11 protein-coding genes are annotated in these 15,884 nt (G+C 64.9%); 4 read left to right on the forward strand and 7 right to left on the reverse strand.

All coding sequences use genetic code 11. The features are described from left to right. Positions 1–166 precede the first annotated feature (166 nt). On the reverse strand, positions 167–3,295 hold the full coding sequence (locus tag ACNKU3_RS19170; RefSeq protein ID WP_418261178.1) for an efflux RND transporter permease subunit: 3,129 nt from the start codon (positions 3,293–3,295) through the stop codon (positions 167–169). Positions 3,296–3,329: 34 nt separating this feature from the next. Further along, a complete protein-coding gene (locus tag ACNKU3_RS19175; protein ID WP_418261179.1) occupies positions 3,330–4,478 on the reverse strand; it encodes an efflux RND transporter periplasmic adaptor subunit in 1,149 nt (382 codons plus the stop codon). 362 nt (positions 4,479–4,840) lie between these two features. Between ACNKU3_RS19175 and ACNKU3_RS19180 the strand changes: the two genes are divergently transcribed. The 4 genes from ACNKU3_RS19180 to ACNKU3_RS19195 all read left to right on the forward strand — a co-directional run bounded on the left by ACNKU3_RS19180 (position 4,841) and on the right by ACNKU3_RS19195 (position 8,246). Further along, entirely contained in the window at positions 4,841–5,191 is a 351-nt protein-coding gene (locus tag ACNKU3_RS19180) for a Rieske (2Fe-2S) protein (protein ID WP_418261180.1), read from the forward strand. A gap of 134 nt (positions 5,192–5,325) precedes the next feature. Beyond that, positions 5,326–6,723: an aromatic ring-hydroxylating oxygenase subunit alpha gene (locus ACNKU3_RS19185; RefSeq protein ID WP_418261181.1), complete on the forward strand. Its 1,398-nt coding sequence runs from the start codon at positions 5,326–5,328 to the stop codon at positions 6,721–6,723. Between the two features lie 147 nt (positions 6,724–6,870). Next, positions 6,871–7,644 carry an SDR family NAD(P)-dependent oxidoreductase gene (locus ACNKU3_RS19190; RefSeq protein WP_418261182.1) on the forward strand — a complete coding sequence of 258 codons (774 nt, stop codon included), beginning with the start codon at positions 6,871–6,873 and terminating at the stop codon, positions 7,642–7,644. A gap of 107 nt (positions 7,645–7,751) precedes the next feature. Then, positions 7,752–8,246: a hypothetical protein gene (locus tag ACNKU3_RS19195; protein WP_418261183.1), complete on the forward strand. Its 495-nt coding sequence runs from the start codon at positions 7,752–7,754 to the stop codon at positions 8,244–8,246. Here ACNKU3_RS19195 and ACNKU3_RS19200 read toward each other — a convergent pair. The 5 genes from ACNKU3_RS19200 to ACNKU3_RS19220 form a co-directional block, all read right to left on the reverse strand. Then, entirely contained in the window at positions 8,236–11,391 is a 3,156-nt protein-coding gene (locus ACNKU3_RS19200) for an efflux RND transporter permease subunit (RefSeq protein ID WP_418261184.1), read from the reverse strand. The two genes, ACNKU3_RS19195 and ACNKU3_RS19200, sit on opposite strands and share 11 nt — an antisense overlap. 1 nt (position 11,392) lies before the next feature. Then, positions 11,393–12,475, reverse strand: a complete 1,083-nt coding sequence (locus ACNKU3_RS19205; RefSeq protein WP_418261185.1) for an efflux RND transporter periplasmic adaptor subunit — start codon at positions 12,473–12,475, stop codon at positions 11,393–11,395. Positions 12,476–12,813: 338 nt separating this feature from the next. Next, positions 12,814–13,059, reverse strand: a complete 246-nt coding sequence (locus ACNKU3_RS19210; protein ID WP_418261186.1) for a hypothetical protein — start codon at positions 13,057–13,059, stop codon at positions 12,814–12,816. Between the two features lie 19 nt (positions 13,060–13,078). Further along, complete coding sequence (locus tag ACNKU3_RS19215; protein WP_418261187.1) at positions 13,079–15,388, reverse strand: xanthine dehydrogenase family protein molybdopterin-binding subunit; 2,310 nt, start codon at positions 15,386–15,388, stop codon at positions 13,079–13,081. A 4-nt stretch (positions 15,389–15,392) separates the two neighbouring features. Beyond that, positions 15,393–15,881 carry a (2Fe-2S)-binding protein gene (locus ACNKU3_RS19220; RefSeq protein ID WP_418261188.1) on the reverse strand — a complete coding sequence of 163 codons (489 nt, stop codon included), beginning with the start codon at positions 15,879–15,881 and terminating at the stop codon, positions 15,393–15,395. Between the last annotated feature and the right edge of the window lie 3 nt (positions 15,882–15,884).

Genomic DNA, 15,884 nt, shown 5'->3' on the forward strand with positions numbered 1-15,884 from the left:
GCGGGGGTCGGGATCGGAGCGGGAATTATAAAATTATACTTTGTAGTTTCTGCATTACAACCGCCCTGGTCTGGGGCGGGGGAAAAGGGTTTAAAAGAAAAAAGGGGGCAGGGTCACGACTCTGACCCCTTTTTTCTTTTAAACCCCTGCTTACTGCTCCCTCTCCCTACTCCGGCGGCAGGGTGCGACCGCCGTGGAATTTCTCCCGCAGGGTCTGCACCAGCTTGAAGAAAACCGGGACCAGGATCGTGCCGCCCACCGACGCCATCAGGGTACCGCCGAAAATCGCCAGGCCCAGCGATACCCGGCTGGCAGCGCCGGCGCCGGAGGCGATCACCAGCGGGAATACCCCGACCACGAAAGAGAGCCCGGTCATCATCACCGGGCGGAAGCGCAGCCGCGCGGCCTCCACGGTCGCCGCCTGCAGGTCCATGGCATCGTTTTCCCGCAGTGACTTGGCGAACTCGACGATCAGGATGGCGACCTTGGCCGCCAGGCCCACCAGCAGCACCATACCAATCTGCCCGTAGAGGCTGAGCGGTTCGCCGCCTATCGCCAGCGCCAGCAGCGCACCGAGTATAGCCACCGGCACCGAGAGGATGATCGCGATCGGCATGCTGAAGGACTCGTAGAGCGCCGCCAGGAACAGGAAGGTGAAGACCAGTGAAAGGCCGAGGGCGATGGGTGCCAGGTTGCCGGATTTGCGCTCCTCGAAACTGGAATCGGTCCAGTCGAACTTGAAGCCCGGCAACAGGGTACTGGCCGAGACCTCCTCCAGCGCGTCCATTGCCTGCCCGGAGCTGTAGCCCGGCGCCGGCTGGCCGTTGACGACGGCCGAGTCGTAGGTGTTATAGCGGTAGAGGACGTCTGCCCCCTGCACCGCGCGGGTCGACACCAGCGCGGACAGCGCGACCATTTCCCCGCCCTTGCCGGGCACGTAGAGATTGCCGAGATCGGCCTCGTCCTGCCGGTACTCCGCCTCGGCCTGGGCCATTACCCGGTAGGTCTTGCCGAAGAGGTTGAAATCGTTGATGTAGAAGCCGCCGAGCTGGGTCTGCAGGGTGAGGAAGATATCGCTCACCGAAACGCCCAGCGCCTTGGCCCGCACCCGGTCCACCTCCAGCCAGATCTGCGGGTAGTCCGCGCGGAAGGTGGAGAAGGCGCCGGCGATTTCCGGCCGCGCATTGGCCTCGCGCAGGAGTGTGGTCTTCATCTCCGCCATCGCACTCGCGCCGCGGGCCTGGGTGTCCTCGAGCACGTAGGAGAAACCGGCCACCGCGCCGAGGCCCGGAATCGCCGGGGCGCCGAACACCACGGCCTGGGCCTCGCCGAGCGCGGCGATCTCCGCCTGGTACTTCTTCTGCAGCGCGAACTGGTGCATGGCCGGGGATTTGCGCTCACTCCAGGGTTTGAGCTTGACGATCAGCATGCCGGCGTTGGACTGCAGCGCGGCGTTGAGCAGGCTGTAGCCGTTGACGGTGAGTACCCGTTCCACCGCCGGGTCGTCCGCCACCAGCTGGTAGATCCGGTCCATCACCTCCCCGGTGCGGTTGAGGGAGGAGGCCGCGGGCAACTGCACATCCACCATGAAGAAGCCCTTGTCTTCCTGGGGAATGAAACTCGACGGCACCACCCGGTAGAGCAGGTAGAGGGCCACGAACAGGCCGGCGATCAGCACGCAACTCAGGGCCAGGTGCCGGGCAAGGAAAGCGACCAGCGCCACATAGCCCCGGGAAACCAGCGCAAAGCCCGCGTTGAATACCCGGATCACCGGGTTGGGCTTGTGCTCGCCGGACTTCATGAAGATGACACACAGAGCCGGGCTGAGGCTGAGGGCGTTGATGGCGGAAATCACTACCGACACCACCAGCGTGGCGCCGAACTGGGCGAACATCTGCCCGGTGATGCCCGGCAGCAGCATGGTCGGCGCGAACACCGCCGCCAGCACCAGGGAGGTCGCCACGATGGGGGCGGCCACCTGCTGCATGGCTTTCTCGGTGGCCGCGCGCGGCTCGAGGTGCTCGTCGTGCATCAGCCGCTCGACGTTTTCCACCACCAGTATGGCGTCGTCGACCACCACGCCGATGGACAGGATCATCGCGAACAGGGTCACTGTGTTGATGGTCATGCCAAAAGCGTGCAGCACCGCGAGCGTACCGATGATCGCCACCGGAACCGCGATGGTCGGCACCAGGGTGGCGCGCAGGTTGCCGAGGAAGAGGTAGGTCACCAGGATCACCAGCACCATGGTGAACACCAGGGTCAGCAGGGTTTCCTCCAGCGAGGCCTCGATGAACAGCGTGGTGTCGTGGCCGATGGCGTAGTCGAGGCCCTCGGGGAAGTAGGCCTTCAATTCCTCCATGCGCTCGCGCACCTGTTCCGCGGTTTCCAGCGCGTTGGCCTCGGAGAGCTTGTACACCGCCAGCACCACCCCCGGCTGGTTGTTGTACTCGCCGTAGCCGACATAGGCCTGGGCGCCGAGTTCCAGCCGCGCCACATCCGCCAGCCGCAACTGGGAACCCTGTTCGTCACTGCGCAGGATGATATTGCCGAATTCCTCGACGCTGGACAGCCGGCCCTGGGTCTTCAACACGTACTGGAACTGGGTGGAATCCGGATTGGGCGGCCCGCCGAGCTGGCCGACGGCGGCCTGCACGTTCTGCTCCTTCACCGCCGCCAGCACCTGGTCGACGCTGATCTGGTGGGCGTTGAGCTTGAGCGGGTCGAGCCAGATGCGCATGCCGTAGTCCAGCGCGCCGATAATACTGGCCTCGCTAACCCCGGGGATGCGCGCCAGCTCGCCGGTGACATTGAGGCTGGCATAGTTGGACAGGAAGATGCCGTCAAAGCGCCCGTCCGGCGACAGCAGGTTCACCACCATCAGCATGTCCGGCGAGCGCTTCTTGACCCGCACCCCGCGCTGGCGCACTTCCGCGGGCAGCCGCGGCTCGGCCAGGGCGACCCGGTTCTGCACGTCCACCTGGGCCATGGAGGGGTCGGTGTCTATATCGAAGGTTATCGTCAGGGTGTAGCTGCCATCGCTGGCGGCCTTCGAAGACATGTAGACCATGCCCTCGGCGCCGTTCACTTCGTCCTCGATGGGGGCGGCCACGGCTTCCTTCACCGTCTCGGCACTGGCGCCCGGATAATTGGCGCGGACCACCACCTTGGGCGCGGAAATATCCGGGTACTGGTCGATCGGCATCACCAGCCCGGCGAGCACCCCGAGCAGGGTAATCAGGGCGGAGATGACCAGGGCGAAGCGCGGCCGGCGGATGAAAAAACTGGGACTCATGGGTGTGGCCTCAATCCAGTGTCACGGGATGTGCTCACTGCGTGTCGTCGACAATCCGGACCCGCGTCCCCGGGGCCAGGCGATCGGCGCCGCGCACCACCACCCGGTCGCCTTCCTCCAGCCCCTTGTAAACCGACCAGTCGGCGCCGTCGCGGATACCCACCTCGATATTGCGCCGCACGAGGACGCCGTCGTCGCCGACCGCAATCACGTAGTGGCCCTGCTGGTCCTGTAACACCGCGCGCTGGGGGACGAACACAGCGGTGACTGCCTCGATCGCCTCACCCCTGACAATCACGTTCTGTCCGGGCAGCAGGATCTGGTCGGGGTTGGGAAACAGGGTCCGGCCGACGATCATCCCCGGGGCAGCCTTGGCGCTGTGGTCCCAGGACTGGAACTTGCCGCTGTAGGGGTATTCCTCGCCGCCCGTGAGCTGGATACTGACCTTGAGTTCGGGCACATCGACGCCCTCGGCGTCGAGCTTTTTGCGCAGCAGGACAAAGTGGTTGTACTTGCCCTGTTCGACCGCACCGTCGACATACATCGGGTCCAGTTGCACCAGTTCGAACAGCGGGTTGACCGAAAGCGGTCCCACCAGGTCCCCCACCGCGTGGCCGGGAGGGCTGATGCGGCCGCTGAAGGGGGCGACAATGCGGGTGCGGTCGAGATTCAGCTGGGCCTTCTGCAGTGCCGCCTCGGCCTCGGATACCGCCGCCCCGGCGCTGCTGAAGCTGGCCTTGGCCTGGTCGTAGTCCAGCTCGGAAATAAAGCCGTCAGGTTTCAGTTCCTCGGCCCGCTTCCAGTTGGCCACCGCCTGGGTACTGGCTGCCTGGGCGGACTCCAGCTGGGCTTTGGCGGCGGCGAGTGATGCCTCGAAACTGGCGGGATCGAGTTCGACCAGCAGCTGTCCTTCCGCCACCTGTTCACCCCCGGCGAAGTGGTTGGCAAGCAGGCGTGCCTGCACCTGCGGCTTGACCCGGGCGGACTGGTAGGCCGCAGTAATACCGGTAAGCTCGAAGGTGGGGTTCACCGTGCGGGTTGCGACCGTGCCGACCTGGTCGGCGGCAAGGACCACCGCCGTGTCGGCCGAGGGACCTGCCGTTTTCTCCTGCGAGCCGCGGTCACAGCCGGCGATAGCCAGCGGCAAAAGCATTGCCACCGTTACGATTTTCCAGTTGTGCATCAAACCCCCTGGGCGGGACCAGCGGCCCGGACCTGTCTAATTTGTGACTAACTATAGTCCACGCCACTGGCGCCTGCCGGGAACTGCAATGCGCGTGCGAAGTGCAGATTGCGAAGCCGCCCCGCCGCTGCCGGAAAGTAATGCCACCCGCCCTTTAATGACCTGTGGCAGCAGGCTTGGCCGGGCGCACGAATGCCGTTTCCATACTTCAGGCATGGCGGTGCACTTCAGGGCCAGCCGCCTGCAACCGGCTTGAAGCAATTGACGTGACAGCGGTAGACGTGGAGGATTAAGGCGGTATCGCGAACCCGCGCGGGCGAGTGGTACAGGCCCTACAACGACATAACAGGAGCGCAGCGACAATGGCCAAATTCCCGGTCTGCCACGTTGAGGACATACCCATTGGCGAACGAGGTGTTTACCGGGTGGGTGACACCAGGGTCATTGTCTTTCACCTGGAAGACGGCTTCTTCGCCACCCAGCACAACTGCACCCATGTGTTCGCACCGCTGGCCAAGGGCAAATTGATCGACGGCGCCCAGGTCCAGTGCCCTTTCCACCGGGCCTGTTTTGACATCCGCACCGGGGCGGTGGTCCAGTGGGCGAACTTCCCCCCGGGCGTCCAGGTGCTGAACGCGGTGCGCGGGGAAAAGGCGCTGCGCACCTTCCCCGTCACCGTCGAAAACGGCGAGGTTTACGTCGAGGTGGACTGAACCCCGAACGCGACAGCCCTGCGCCCTTCGCTCGTCAGCCTATACAAACTGTAATCCAGCGCCCTTGATGCCCCTACACCGTATGGGGTAATGTCATTCGACCTGAATAACAGCAACCAGCCGTGGTACCCGCGATGAACAAGCCGATCGACATTCCCAATCCCGTGCCCTTCCAGATTACCGACCCGGCGCAGATTCCCACGCCGCGCTATTACGACGAGGATTTTTACCGACTGGAGTGCGAAAAGCTCTGGCCGCATGCCTGGCAGATGGCTTGCCGGCTGGAACAGATTCCCAACGTGGGTGACTGGGTGCAGTACACCAACGTCGGCAAGTCAGTCATCGTGGTGCGCACCAATGACGGCGTGAAGGCCTTCCACAACGCCTGTCGCCACCGCGGCGTGCCGGTGACTGAAGGCGAACACGGCAACTGCCGCAGCGAAGGCTTTATCTGCCCCTTCCACGGCTGGCGCTGGAACATCGACGGTGAGAATACGTTCGTCTATGGCCGCCACCTGTTCGATGAGAAACAGCTGGAACCACAGGAACTGGCCCTGCGCCCCTGCCGGGTGGAGACCTGGGGCGGCTGCGCTTTCATCAATTTCGATGACAACGCACCCTCCTTCCGTGAGACCATCGGCCCGGTGGCCGACAACCTGGAAGCGCGCGGCATGAGCAACATGCGCTCCGAATGGTGGTTCGCCACGGTACTACCCGCCAACTGGAAGATCGCCATGGAGGCATTCCAGGAGGGCTACCATGTCATGCGCACCCACCCGCAGCTGCAGCGCGCCCAGCCGGCGCTGTACAACACCCGCTACGGCCACGACACCGGCGGCATCGGTTCGCCGATCAATCCCAACCTGACCGTGCGCCAGAACATCGAGCAGGCCTTCAAGGGCATGGAACTGCTCAGCGAAGGCATGGCCGGCATGGTCCACGCCAAGGAAGTGGAGATTGCCCGCCAGTTGGTCGGCATGGAACTGCCCGATAATCCCGAGCAGGCCATGATGACCTGGTACGGGGCGGTGGCCGCGCAAATCACCGAACAGCTGCAGGCCCGCGGCGAACCGGTCCCCAACCTGCTCGAGGTCATGCAGAACAACCCGGTACAGGCGGTGGAATTCCTTTTCCCCCACTACTTCCTGCTGCCGACTTTCACCAGCATGTCCTCCTACCGTATTCGCCCGCTGGGGCCCGAGGAATGCCTGTTTGAGATCTGGTCCCTGACCCACTACCCCGAGGGCGAAGAGCCGGAACCGCCGATGGAGCCCACCTTCCTGCCATACGACAGCAAGGACTTCCCCCCCATTCCCCAGCAGGATTACGCCAACATCCCCACCCAGCAGAAAGGCTGCCATGCCGAAGGCTTCGACTTCATGCGCCTGTCGCCGCAGATCGAGGGTCTGCTGAGCAACTACCAGCGCATCATCGACGGCTATCTCGGTGATGTACCGCAGGACAAGCTGGCAGCGGCGATCCAGAAACTGGGCGGCAATTTCGACGGCCCGATTCTCGACCTCGGGTTCTGAGCGTCCCCCGCCGGAGCGCTGCGAGCATTGCACCGCGCGCAGCTGCCCGGCACAACGCCTGTTTTTCCGCCGCAGGCGCGCCGGTGCCATACTGGGACTTCACCTATCCCCAGGTACGATTGACTCGAATAACAACAGGAAATTGCTATGACAAAAACGCTGGCAGGCAAAACCGCGCTGGTCACCGGCGGTGCGCGCGGGCTGGGCAAGGCCATGGTGGAGCGACTGGCCGACGAGGGCGCGCTCGTGCTGTTCAACTACATCAGCAGCAGTAGCGCCGCCGAGGCAGTGGTCGCAGGTGTGGATGCTCGCGGCGGCCGGGCCATCGCCATCCAGGCGCCGCTGGAGGATGACGACTCGATCAGCCGTTTCGCCGCCAGTGTGACCGCCACCCTGCGCGAGGCCACCGGCAGCGACGGCCTCGACATCCTGGTCAACAATATCGGCGGCGGCGTCTACGGTGGAATCCCGATGACAACGCCGGAGGTCTACGACCACACCTTCAACAACAATGTTCGCGTGCCCTTCTTCCTTACCCAGGCACTGCTGCCGCAGCTGCGCGACGGCGGCAGGGTCATCAACATTTCCTCCGCCGCGTCGCGCCTGGCGGGCAAGGATTTCGTCGTCTACAGCATGAGCAAGGCGGCGCTGGACATGTTTACCAAGGTCCTGGCCAAGGAGCTGGGGCCGCGCGGCATTCCGGTCAATTCCGTGTGTCCCGGCTTCAACGCCACCGACGCCAACGAGCACGAGATGAACGACCCGGAAATTCGCCAGCAGATCGAGGGCAACACCCTGCTCGGCCGCTTCGGCCAACCGGAGGACATCGCGGGCATCGTCTACGCCCTCGCCTCGCCCGACGGCGGCTGGGTCACCGGCCAGGTGATCGAGGCCAGCGGCGGGTTCAACTTCCTGTCCTGAGACCCGGTTCAGTCCCGCCTGCGCCGGCCCGCAGCATGCCATTGGGCCGGCGCCCGTTACAGGTCTTATACTTACCGCGTCATCTGAACACGGCAGGCGGGCAAACTATGCAGGTAAACTGGGAAGCGCTGGGCGCCAGCGCGGAGTTGATTGGCGCCGCCGCGATCTTTGTCTCGCTGGTCTACCTCGCGGTGCAGATCCGCCAGAACACCCACATGATCGCCCAGAATATCGAGAACAACCGGCTGGCCGCCTTCGAGCGCAATGTCGAGGCCGGCAACCGCTCGCGGGAGCTGCTGCTCCTGCACCCGGAACTCAGTGCGCTGTTCCTCAAGGGCGCCCCCGGCCTGGACCAGCTCGACGCAAGGGAACAGTTCCTCTACGGGCTGATCCTGCGCAACCTGTTTTCCTCCATCCAGGGCGCCCACATCCGGCAATTGAAGCTCACCCACGACCCGGACGAATTTGCCGGCACCATCAAGGTAATCGACGAACTGCTGGCCAGCCCCGGGGTGCGCGAGTTTCTCGCCCGACACAACCTGGATTGGCGCCCGGAGTTCAGGGACCTGGTCGCCGAGCGCACCAGGCGCTTCAGCCAATAGCCTCCGGCGCCTGCTCCGCGGAATCATCGGGCTTGCCCGCGATCCGGCGGATATCCCGGCCGAGGTAGTACATGACCGGCACCAGCAGCAGGGTGACGAAGGTCGCGAAGAGCACGCCGAAGGCCACCGAGATCGCCATCGGCTTGACGAACTGGGCCTGGATCGCGGTCTCCAGCTGGATCGGCAACAGGCCCATGAAGGTGGTCAGCGAGGTCAGCACCACAGCGCGGAAGCGCTTGACGGCGCCGTTGATCACCGCGTCCTGCCAGAATTCGCCGCGGTCGCGCAGCCGGTGGTTGATGTGGTCGACCAGCACCAGGCTGTCGTTCACCACGATACCGGTGAGGCCGATCATGCCCACGACCGATAGCACGCTGACCGGGTTACTGAGTATCAGGTGACCGAGCACCGCGCCCACCAGTCCAAAGGGAATCACCGCCATGATGATCAGCGGCTGGCCGTAGCTGCGCAGCGGAATCGCCAGCGCGGCGTAGATCATCACCAGGATCGCCATGAAACCGAGGCCGAGGGAGCTGGAGGAATCCGCCTGCGCTTCCGCCTCGCCGGCCAGCCGGTAACTCACCCCCGGGTGCCGCTTGAGAATCTCCGGCAGGTGCAGCTGGGCAATCTCCCCGTTGACCTCGCCGGGTTCGATACGGCTCTTGTCGACATCCGCCCGCACGTTGACCACGCGCTGCCGGTTGAAACGGTTGATCTCGCTGACCCCGGTGCGCTCCACCGCGGTACCGACGACATCGAAGGGCACCTTGCCGCGCCCCGGTACGTCGATCCACAGGGAGTGCAGGGCCTCCAGGGACTCGCGGTGACTTTCCGGCAGGCGCACATAGACGCGGATTTCGTGACGCCCGCGCTGCACCCGCTGTACCTCGGCGCCAAAGAAGGCCTGGCGCACCTGGCGCGCCAACTCGACCTGGCCGAGGCCGAGGGCATCGCCCTCCGGCGTCACGCGAATATCCAGCTCTGGGCCGCCGGCGTCGAAGGTATCGCGCACGTCGGAGACGCCGTCGAATTCCAGCAGTACCTGGCGCAGTTCGCTGGCCGCGGCGCGCAGTTCGTCGAGTTCGGTGCCGGTCAGCTCGAAATCCACCGGTGAAATGCCCGGACCCGCGTTGGCGTCGAACACCAGCGACTGCACGCCGCTCAATTCACCGAGGGCCTCGCGCAGCCACATCGACAGGCGCACCGAGTCCACCGAGCGCTCGGTACTGGGCACCAGTTCCACCTCGATATTGGCCTCGGTATCACTGGTGGACATGGTCATGATTTCCTTGACCACACTTTTGTTGGTGCCGGTCTCGCGCTGGTAGCGGCTGTCCATGACCTGCACCGCATCCTCGATACGCAGGGCGTATTCGTGGGTGGTCCGCCAGGGCGTGCCACTGGGCATCTTCAGTTCGGCACCGACGAAGTTTGACGGCACACTGGGGAAGAACACGTAGCGCACCATGCCCGAGGGAATCAGCGCCAGGCACACCACCAGGCCGCCGAGGAAGGTCGCCAGGGTCAGGTAGCGGTACTCCACGGCCTTTTCCAGTATTGCGCGGTACTGGTTTTCGCTGAAGCTCTGCATCGCCCCGGTGCAACGCAGTTGCAGGGCCTTCAGCCAGCCCAGCGGGCTGCGCATGTTGGGCGGCCGGTTATCGATGCGAATGTGCCTCAGGTGCGCCGGCAGTATCAGCTTGGTTTCCAGCAGCGAGAACATCAGGCTGAACACCACCACCGGCACCAGCACGGACAGGAAGCGCCCCATCCCCTCGGTCAGCAGCATCGCCGGGGTAAATGCCACCATCGTGGTCAGCGCCCCGAACACGGTGGCCAGGGAGACCCGGCGCACGCCGCGCACCACGCTGTCCACGCCCTGGCGTTCCTCCTCGAGCTGGGAGAAGGCGCTCTCTGCGGTGACGATACCGTCGTCGACCAGCATACCCAGTACCAGGATAAAGCCGAAGACGGACATCACGTTGATCGAGACATCCACACCCAGCAGGTCAATCGTCGCCAGCGCGCCGAGAAAGGAGAACGGCACGCCGAGAATCACCCAGAAGGCCAGCGAGGCATTGAGGAACAGGGCCAGGGTAATCATCACCAGCACCGCGCCCTGGGCGGCGCTCTTCAGCATCAGGTTGATGCGGCCCTTGAGAATGACACTGGTGTCCGCCCAAGCCGCCAGTTCGACCCCCGGCGGCAATTCGGACTGTTTGTCCTGCACCCACTGGCGCAGGGTGTCGGTCATGGCGAGAACGTCCTGCTCGCCGACGCGATCCACCTGCAGGGTTGCGGCGCGCTTGCCGTTGAGCCGGCTCAGCACCGGCTGTTCCTCGAAACCATCGCGGATGGTGGCGATGTCGCCGAGGGTGATCAGGGTACCGTCGTTGCGGCTGACCAGCGGCAGGCGGGCAAAGTCCCCGGCATTGTAGGCCTGGCCGACCGAGCGCAGGGTAACGGCGCCCTCGCTGGTGCGCAGGCGGCCGCCGGGCAGGTCGCGGGAATTCTGGCGCACGGCGTTGACCACACTGTCGAAACTCAGCCCGTAGCGGCGCAGCGCGTGATCGGAAATCTCGATGGAAATCTCGTACTCGCGCACGCCCTGGATCTCCACCTGGCTGATGCCGGGCAGGGTCAGGATTTCATCGCGCAGGTCATCGGCCAGTTCCTTCATCTGGAACTCGTCGATATCCCCGAACACGGTAACGCTGATCGCCCGGCCGCGGCGGATAATCCGCTCGACAATCGGCTCCTCGGCGTTGACCGGGAACGAGGCGATACCGTCCACGCGGGATTTCACCTCGGCGAGGGCCTGGTCCATCGGCGTACCGACTTCCATCTGCACGTTGACGATACCGACGCCTTCGGTGGCCACGGAGGAAATTTCCTTCACCCCGACGATATCCTGCACTTCCTCCTCGACCACCCGCAGGATGCCTGCCTCGACCTCTTCCGGCGAACTCCCGGGATAGGGCACGGTGACCGTGACCATCTCCGGATCGAAGGTGGGAAAAGTTTCCTTGGTGAGGTCGGTGATCGCCGCGAGGCCGCCGAGCATGACCACGATCATCAGCAGGTTGGCGGCAACCGGGTTGTTCGCCATCCACGCGATGACGCCTTTTTCGACTGGCGTATGCACCTCAACCCCGCCCGGCTTCGTTCACGGCCATGCCGTCGACGACCAGGTCGAGGCGGCTGGTCACTACCCGCTGTCCGGACTCGAGGCCGCGCAGGATTACGCTGTCCTTCTCCCGGCGCAGCAGTTCTACCGGTTGCAGGTAGAGCCGCCCGTCGCGCACGACATACACCTTGTTGTCCTTGTGCAGCACCGAGCGCGGCAGGCGCACCGCGTCGGGGATGTCGTTGCCGGTAAACTGCGCCTCGACGAACAGGCCCATCACCAGCGCCCTTCCGTAGCGCGCCAGGTCATAGGGATTGTCCACTTCCGCGACGACGAAGAAGGTGCGGGTCTGCGGGTCGACCCGACGCTCCAGCCGGGCGAGACGCGCGGGCCAGCTCTGGCTCGCGTCACCCAGTTCGGCGGTCAGCGTGGCCTGCTCCCACTGGTCCCCGGCATTCCTGCCGTAGCGCAGGTAGGGTACATCGGCGGCCAGCACCGGCAGGCGCACTTCGGCCGTCTCGATACCGAGCAGGGACAGCACCGGGCTGCCGGCCTGCACGTACTGGCCGAGGTCCGCGTGCTTGCTGTCGACCACCGCGTCGAAGGGCGCGGCGATATGGGTATTGGCGAGATTGACCTCGGCCTGTTTCAGGCGCGCTTTCGCGGCCTCGACCTGGGCTTTGGCCTCTTCGATGGCAGCCTCCTTGCGCACCACGCTCACTTCCGCCAGCCCCAGTTGCGCGCTGGCCAGCGCCGCGCGCGCGTCGGTCACGGCCACTTCGTAGTCGATGGGGTCGATGCGCAGCAGGTCCTGGCCGGCCTTGACTTCGGCACCGGTGCGCACATCCGGTGAAACCCAGATGACCCGGCCGGAGACTTCGCTGACCAGTTCGGTGTTCCAGCGCGGTGTCACCACGCCGCGGGACTGGATGGTCACCGCCACCGGGCCGGTTTCCACCTGCACGGTTTTCACCAGCGGCAGGTTTTCTTCCCGGTCGCGTTTCGGCAGTTCGGCGCGGCTGTTCACCATGGCAAGGGCAATCAGCGCGGCGAGCGCGAGTGCGGCGATGGGTAGCACGAGGTTTTTGATCAATGCGGGCATAGCATCTTATACGTAGGGGATCGGCGTTTGGCCTGCATTGTTGGCGGGCCGGTGGCCTATGTTAGCGGGAACAACACCGGGATGGGCTGAAAAAATCGTAACAATTCAACAGGGCGAACTGGTTTGGAGATTCAAGCGCACTCAGTGGTGAACCTGACCTCCGGCGCACAAAACCAATTTACCCTGTGGAAACACGCCAAAAAGCGCACATCCCTGTGCAGGCTCGGTCGGCGACGTCCTGTCGCCTCACGGTTTCCAGAGGGTAAATTGGTTTTGCACGCCTCTGTACTACGGAACGCCTCCACAAGCGAGCCTCTGGCTATGAATTCGACCGATATTTACCCCCCCGCAATCCGCGCCACAAACACCAGCTGGCTGTCCTCGCGAAAACGTTCCAGCATCGGCGTGTGCACGATCATGCCGTCGATCGCCAGCGACTGGCGGCGAATGATCTCTTCGCCGAGTGCGGGATAGCGCGCGAGCAGTTCCCGGACCAGGTCCGGGTAACTGCCCGCGGCGACGTCGATCTCGCGATCGCCGTCGCTGAAGCGCTGCAGGTCGCTGGACAGTACCAGCTTCGGCACGGCAAACCCTCCGGGCGGGTTAGCCCGCGTCGATCGCCGCCAGCAGTTTCGGCGGCGACAGGGGCAGGTCGTAGAGCAGGGTGCCGGCGGCGTTGTTCACCGCGGTGACCACGGCGGGTACTGGCGGGCAGATGGGCACCTCGCCGACACCGCGCACCCCGTAGGGGTGCATGATGTTGGGTTCCTCGACGATGATGGTGTCGATCATCGGCAGGTCCGAGGCCACCGGTATGCGGTAATCGAGCAGGCCGGCGTTATCGAGGACGCCGTTTTCATCGAACAGGTATTCCTCGTTGAGCGCCCAGCCGATGCCCTGCACCGCGCCGCCCTGCAACTGCCCTTCCACGTAGGCGGGGTGGATTGCCTTGCCGACGTCCTGGGCGCAGGTGTAGCGCAGGATGGTGGTCCTGCCGGTTTCCGGGTCGACTTCCACGTCGCAGACGTTCACCGCGAAAGCGGGCGCCGCGTTGTGGGCGTGCAGGGAGGCCACCGCAGTCAGGGGGCCGCCGGTGTTGCCGGCGGTCGCCGCGAGTTCCGCCAGGGTCAGGGATTTTGCTCCGTCCTTTACCGGCGAGGTGCCCTCGATCAGTTCGTCGATGCCGATGCCGCAGCGCTCCACCGCCTTGCCGTCGAGCCAGACCACGTCCTCGATCTCCACCTGCCAGGTGGCCGCCGCGCGCCGGCGCAGTTCCTCGACCAGTTTCTCTGCGGCCTGGATCACTGCGCCGCCGGTGGCCAGGGTGGTGCGGCTGCCGCCGGTGCCGTCGCAGTAGCCGATGGAGTCGGTATCCATTACCGCGGGGCGCACGGTCTCCACCGGCACGCCGAGCACTTCCGCGGCCATCAGGGCCATGGAGGCACGGGAACCGCCGATATCGGGGTTGCCGGTCTGCACGCTGATACCGCCGTCCGGGGCCACGTGGATGCTGGCGCTGGACTGCATGCCGGCGTTGATCCAGAAGGCGCAGGCGACGCCGCGGCCCTGGTTCTTGCCGAGCGCCGCCTGGTAGTTGGGGTGCGCCTTGGCCTGGCGCAGGCACTCCTTCAGGCCGACCGGCTGGAAGGGCACGCCGTAGAGGGGGATATCGCCCTCCTCCACCGCGTTGTGCAGGCGCAGGTCGATGGGGTCCATGCCCAGTTCGGCGGCGATCTCGTTGACCACGCACTCCACCGCAGTCAGTGCCTGGGGTGCGCCGGGGGCGCGGTAGGCCCAGACCCGCGGGGTGTTGGTGAGGATTTCCCGGCCCACGCTGCGGATGTTCTCGCACTTGTAGGGCGCGGTGCCGAACAGCACCCCGGCGAACATCGCAGAGGCGGAGTAGGCGCCGGTGTTCATCAGCATGTCGGAATCGATGGCGGTGATGGTGCCGTCCTTCTTCGCGCCGATTTTTACCCGGGTTTCCGAGTTGGAAACCGGTCCGGAGGCGCGGAACACCTCTTCCCGGCTCATGACGATTTTCACCGGACGGCCGGCTTTTTTCGCCAGCACCGCGGCCACCGGTTCGATGTACACGGTGGTCTTGCCGCCAAAGCCGCCGCCGATTTCCGAGGGCGTCACCTTGATGTCTTTCTGCGGAATGCCGGTCACTTCGGCAGTGAGGATGCGCACCATGAACTGGCCCTGGGTAGTGCACCAGATATCCACCCGGCCGTTCTCGTCCACCTTCGCCACGCAGGCGTGGGGTTCGATGTAGGCCTGGTGGCACATGGGCAGTTTGACCGTGCGCTCGATCACGATGTCCGCCTCGGCAAAGCCCTTTTCGATATCGCCCTTGGCCATGTCGATGTGCACCGAGATGTTGGAGGGCTTTTCCGCCGGCGGGTTGAGCCCGACGGTAAAATTGTCCGCGTGCAGCAGGGGCGCGTCGTCGCGGATCGCCGCGTGCATGTCGAGCACGTGGGGCAGTACTTCGTACTCGACCTTCACCAGCGCCGCCGCCTCGGCGGCGATCCGCGGCGAGGTGGCGGCCACCGCCGCCACCGCCTGGCTGTGGTAGAGCACCTTGTCCCGCGCCATGATCACCGGGGAGAGGTTTTTCAGCTTCATCTCCACCTCGGCGCCGGGGATCAGCTTGTCGCCGGGGTCGGGCAGGTCCTGCGCGCTCATGGTGGCGACCACGCCGGGCAGCTTCACTGCCTCGCTGAAGTCGATGGACCTGATCCGCGCGTGGGCGTGGGGGCTGCGCACGATGTGGCCGTAGACCTGGCCCTGCAGGTTGAGGTCGGCGCCATACTTCGCGCGGCCGGTCACTTTATCGAGGCCGTCGGGGCGCACCGGGCGGGTGCCCACATGGCGAAACTGCGTCTTCACTTTCACATCACTGGTCATGGCTTCACTCCCCCCGCATCGCGGCGCCGGCGTCCAGCACCGCGCGGATGATCTTGTCGTAACCGGTACAGCGGCAGAGGTTGCCGGCCAGCCAGTAGCGGGCCTCCTCTTCGCTGGGATCGGGATTGCGTTCCAGCAGGGCTTTCGCGGCGATCACGATGCCCGGCGTGCAGATGCCACACTGCAGGGCGGCATTTTCCAGCAGTTTCTCCTGCACCGGGTGCAGTTGCCCGCCCTTGGCGACGCCCTCGACGGTTTCCACGGCACGGCCTTCGACTTCCGCCGCCAGCACCAGGCAGGAACAGACCAGGGCGCCATCCAGCATGACCGAGCAGGCGCCGCAATCGCCGGTGGTGCAGCCTTCCTTGGTGCCGGTGAGGTCCAGGGTGTTGCGCAGGATATCGGAGAGCACCTGGGTGGGTTCGCAGAGAAACTCGCAGGGTTCCCCGTTGACCGTGGTGCTGACATGGCATTTTTTCTGTACGACTGTCATGGC

Origin of the sequence: Haliea sp. E17 (genome assembly GCF_048323675.1) — a bacterium.
Taxonomy (GTDB): domain Bacteria; phylum Pseudomonadota; class Gammaproteobacteria; order Pseudomonadales; family Halieaceae; genus Mangrovimicrobium.

Bases quoted from the DNA above. Each gene is read 5' to 3' on its own strand.
- ACNKU3_RS19170 (WP_418261178.1), bottom strand. From the start codon at position 3,295: ATGAGTCCCAGTTTTTTCATCCGCCGGCCGCGCTTCGCCCTGGTCATC.
- ACNKU3_RS19220 (WP_418261188.1), bottom strand. From the start codon at position 15,881: ATGACAGTCGTACAGAAAAAATGCCATGTCAGCACCACGGTCAACGGG.
- ACNKU3_RS19180 (WP_418261180.1), top strand. From the start codon at position 4,841: ATGGCCAAATTCCCGGTCTGCCACGTTGAGGACATACCCATTGGCGAA.
- ACNKU3_RS19205 (WP_418261185.1), bottom strand. From the start codon at position 12,475: ATGCCCGCATTGATCAAAAACCTCGTGCTACCCATCGCCGCACTCGCG.
- ACNKU3_RS19215 (WP_418261187.1), bottom strand. From the start codon at position 15,388: ATGACCAGTGATGTGAAAGTGAAGACGCAGTTTCGCCATGTGGGCACC.
- ACNKU3_RS19175 (WP_418261179.1), bottom strand. From the start codon at position 4,478: ATGCACAACTGGAAAATCGTAACGGTGGCAATGCTTTTGCCGCTGGCT.
- ACNKU3_RS19185 (WP_418261181.1), top strand. From the start codon at position 5,326: ATGAACAAGCCGATCGACATTCCCAATCCCGTGCCCTTCCAGATTACC.
- ACNKU3_RS19195 (WP_418261183.1), top strand. From the start codon at position 7,752: ATGCAGGTAAACTGGGAAGCGCTGGGCGCCAGCGCGGAGTTGATTGGC.
- ACNKU3_RS19190 (WP_418261182.1), top strand. From the start codon at position 6,871: ATGACAAAAACGCTGGCAGGCAAAACCGCGCTGGTCACCGGCGGTGCG.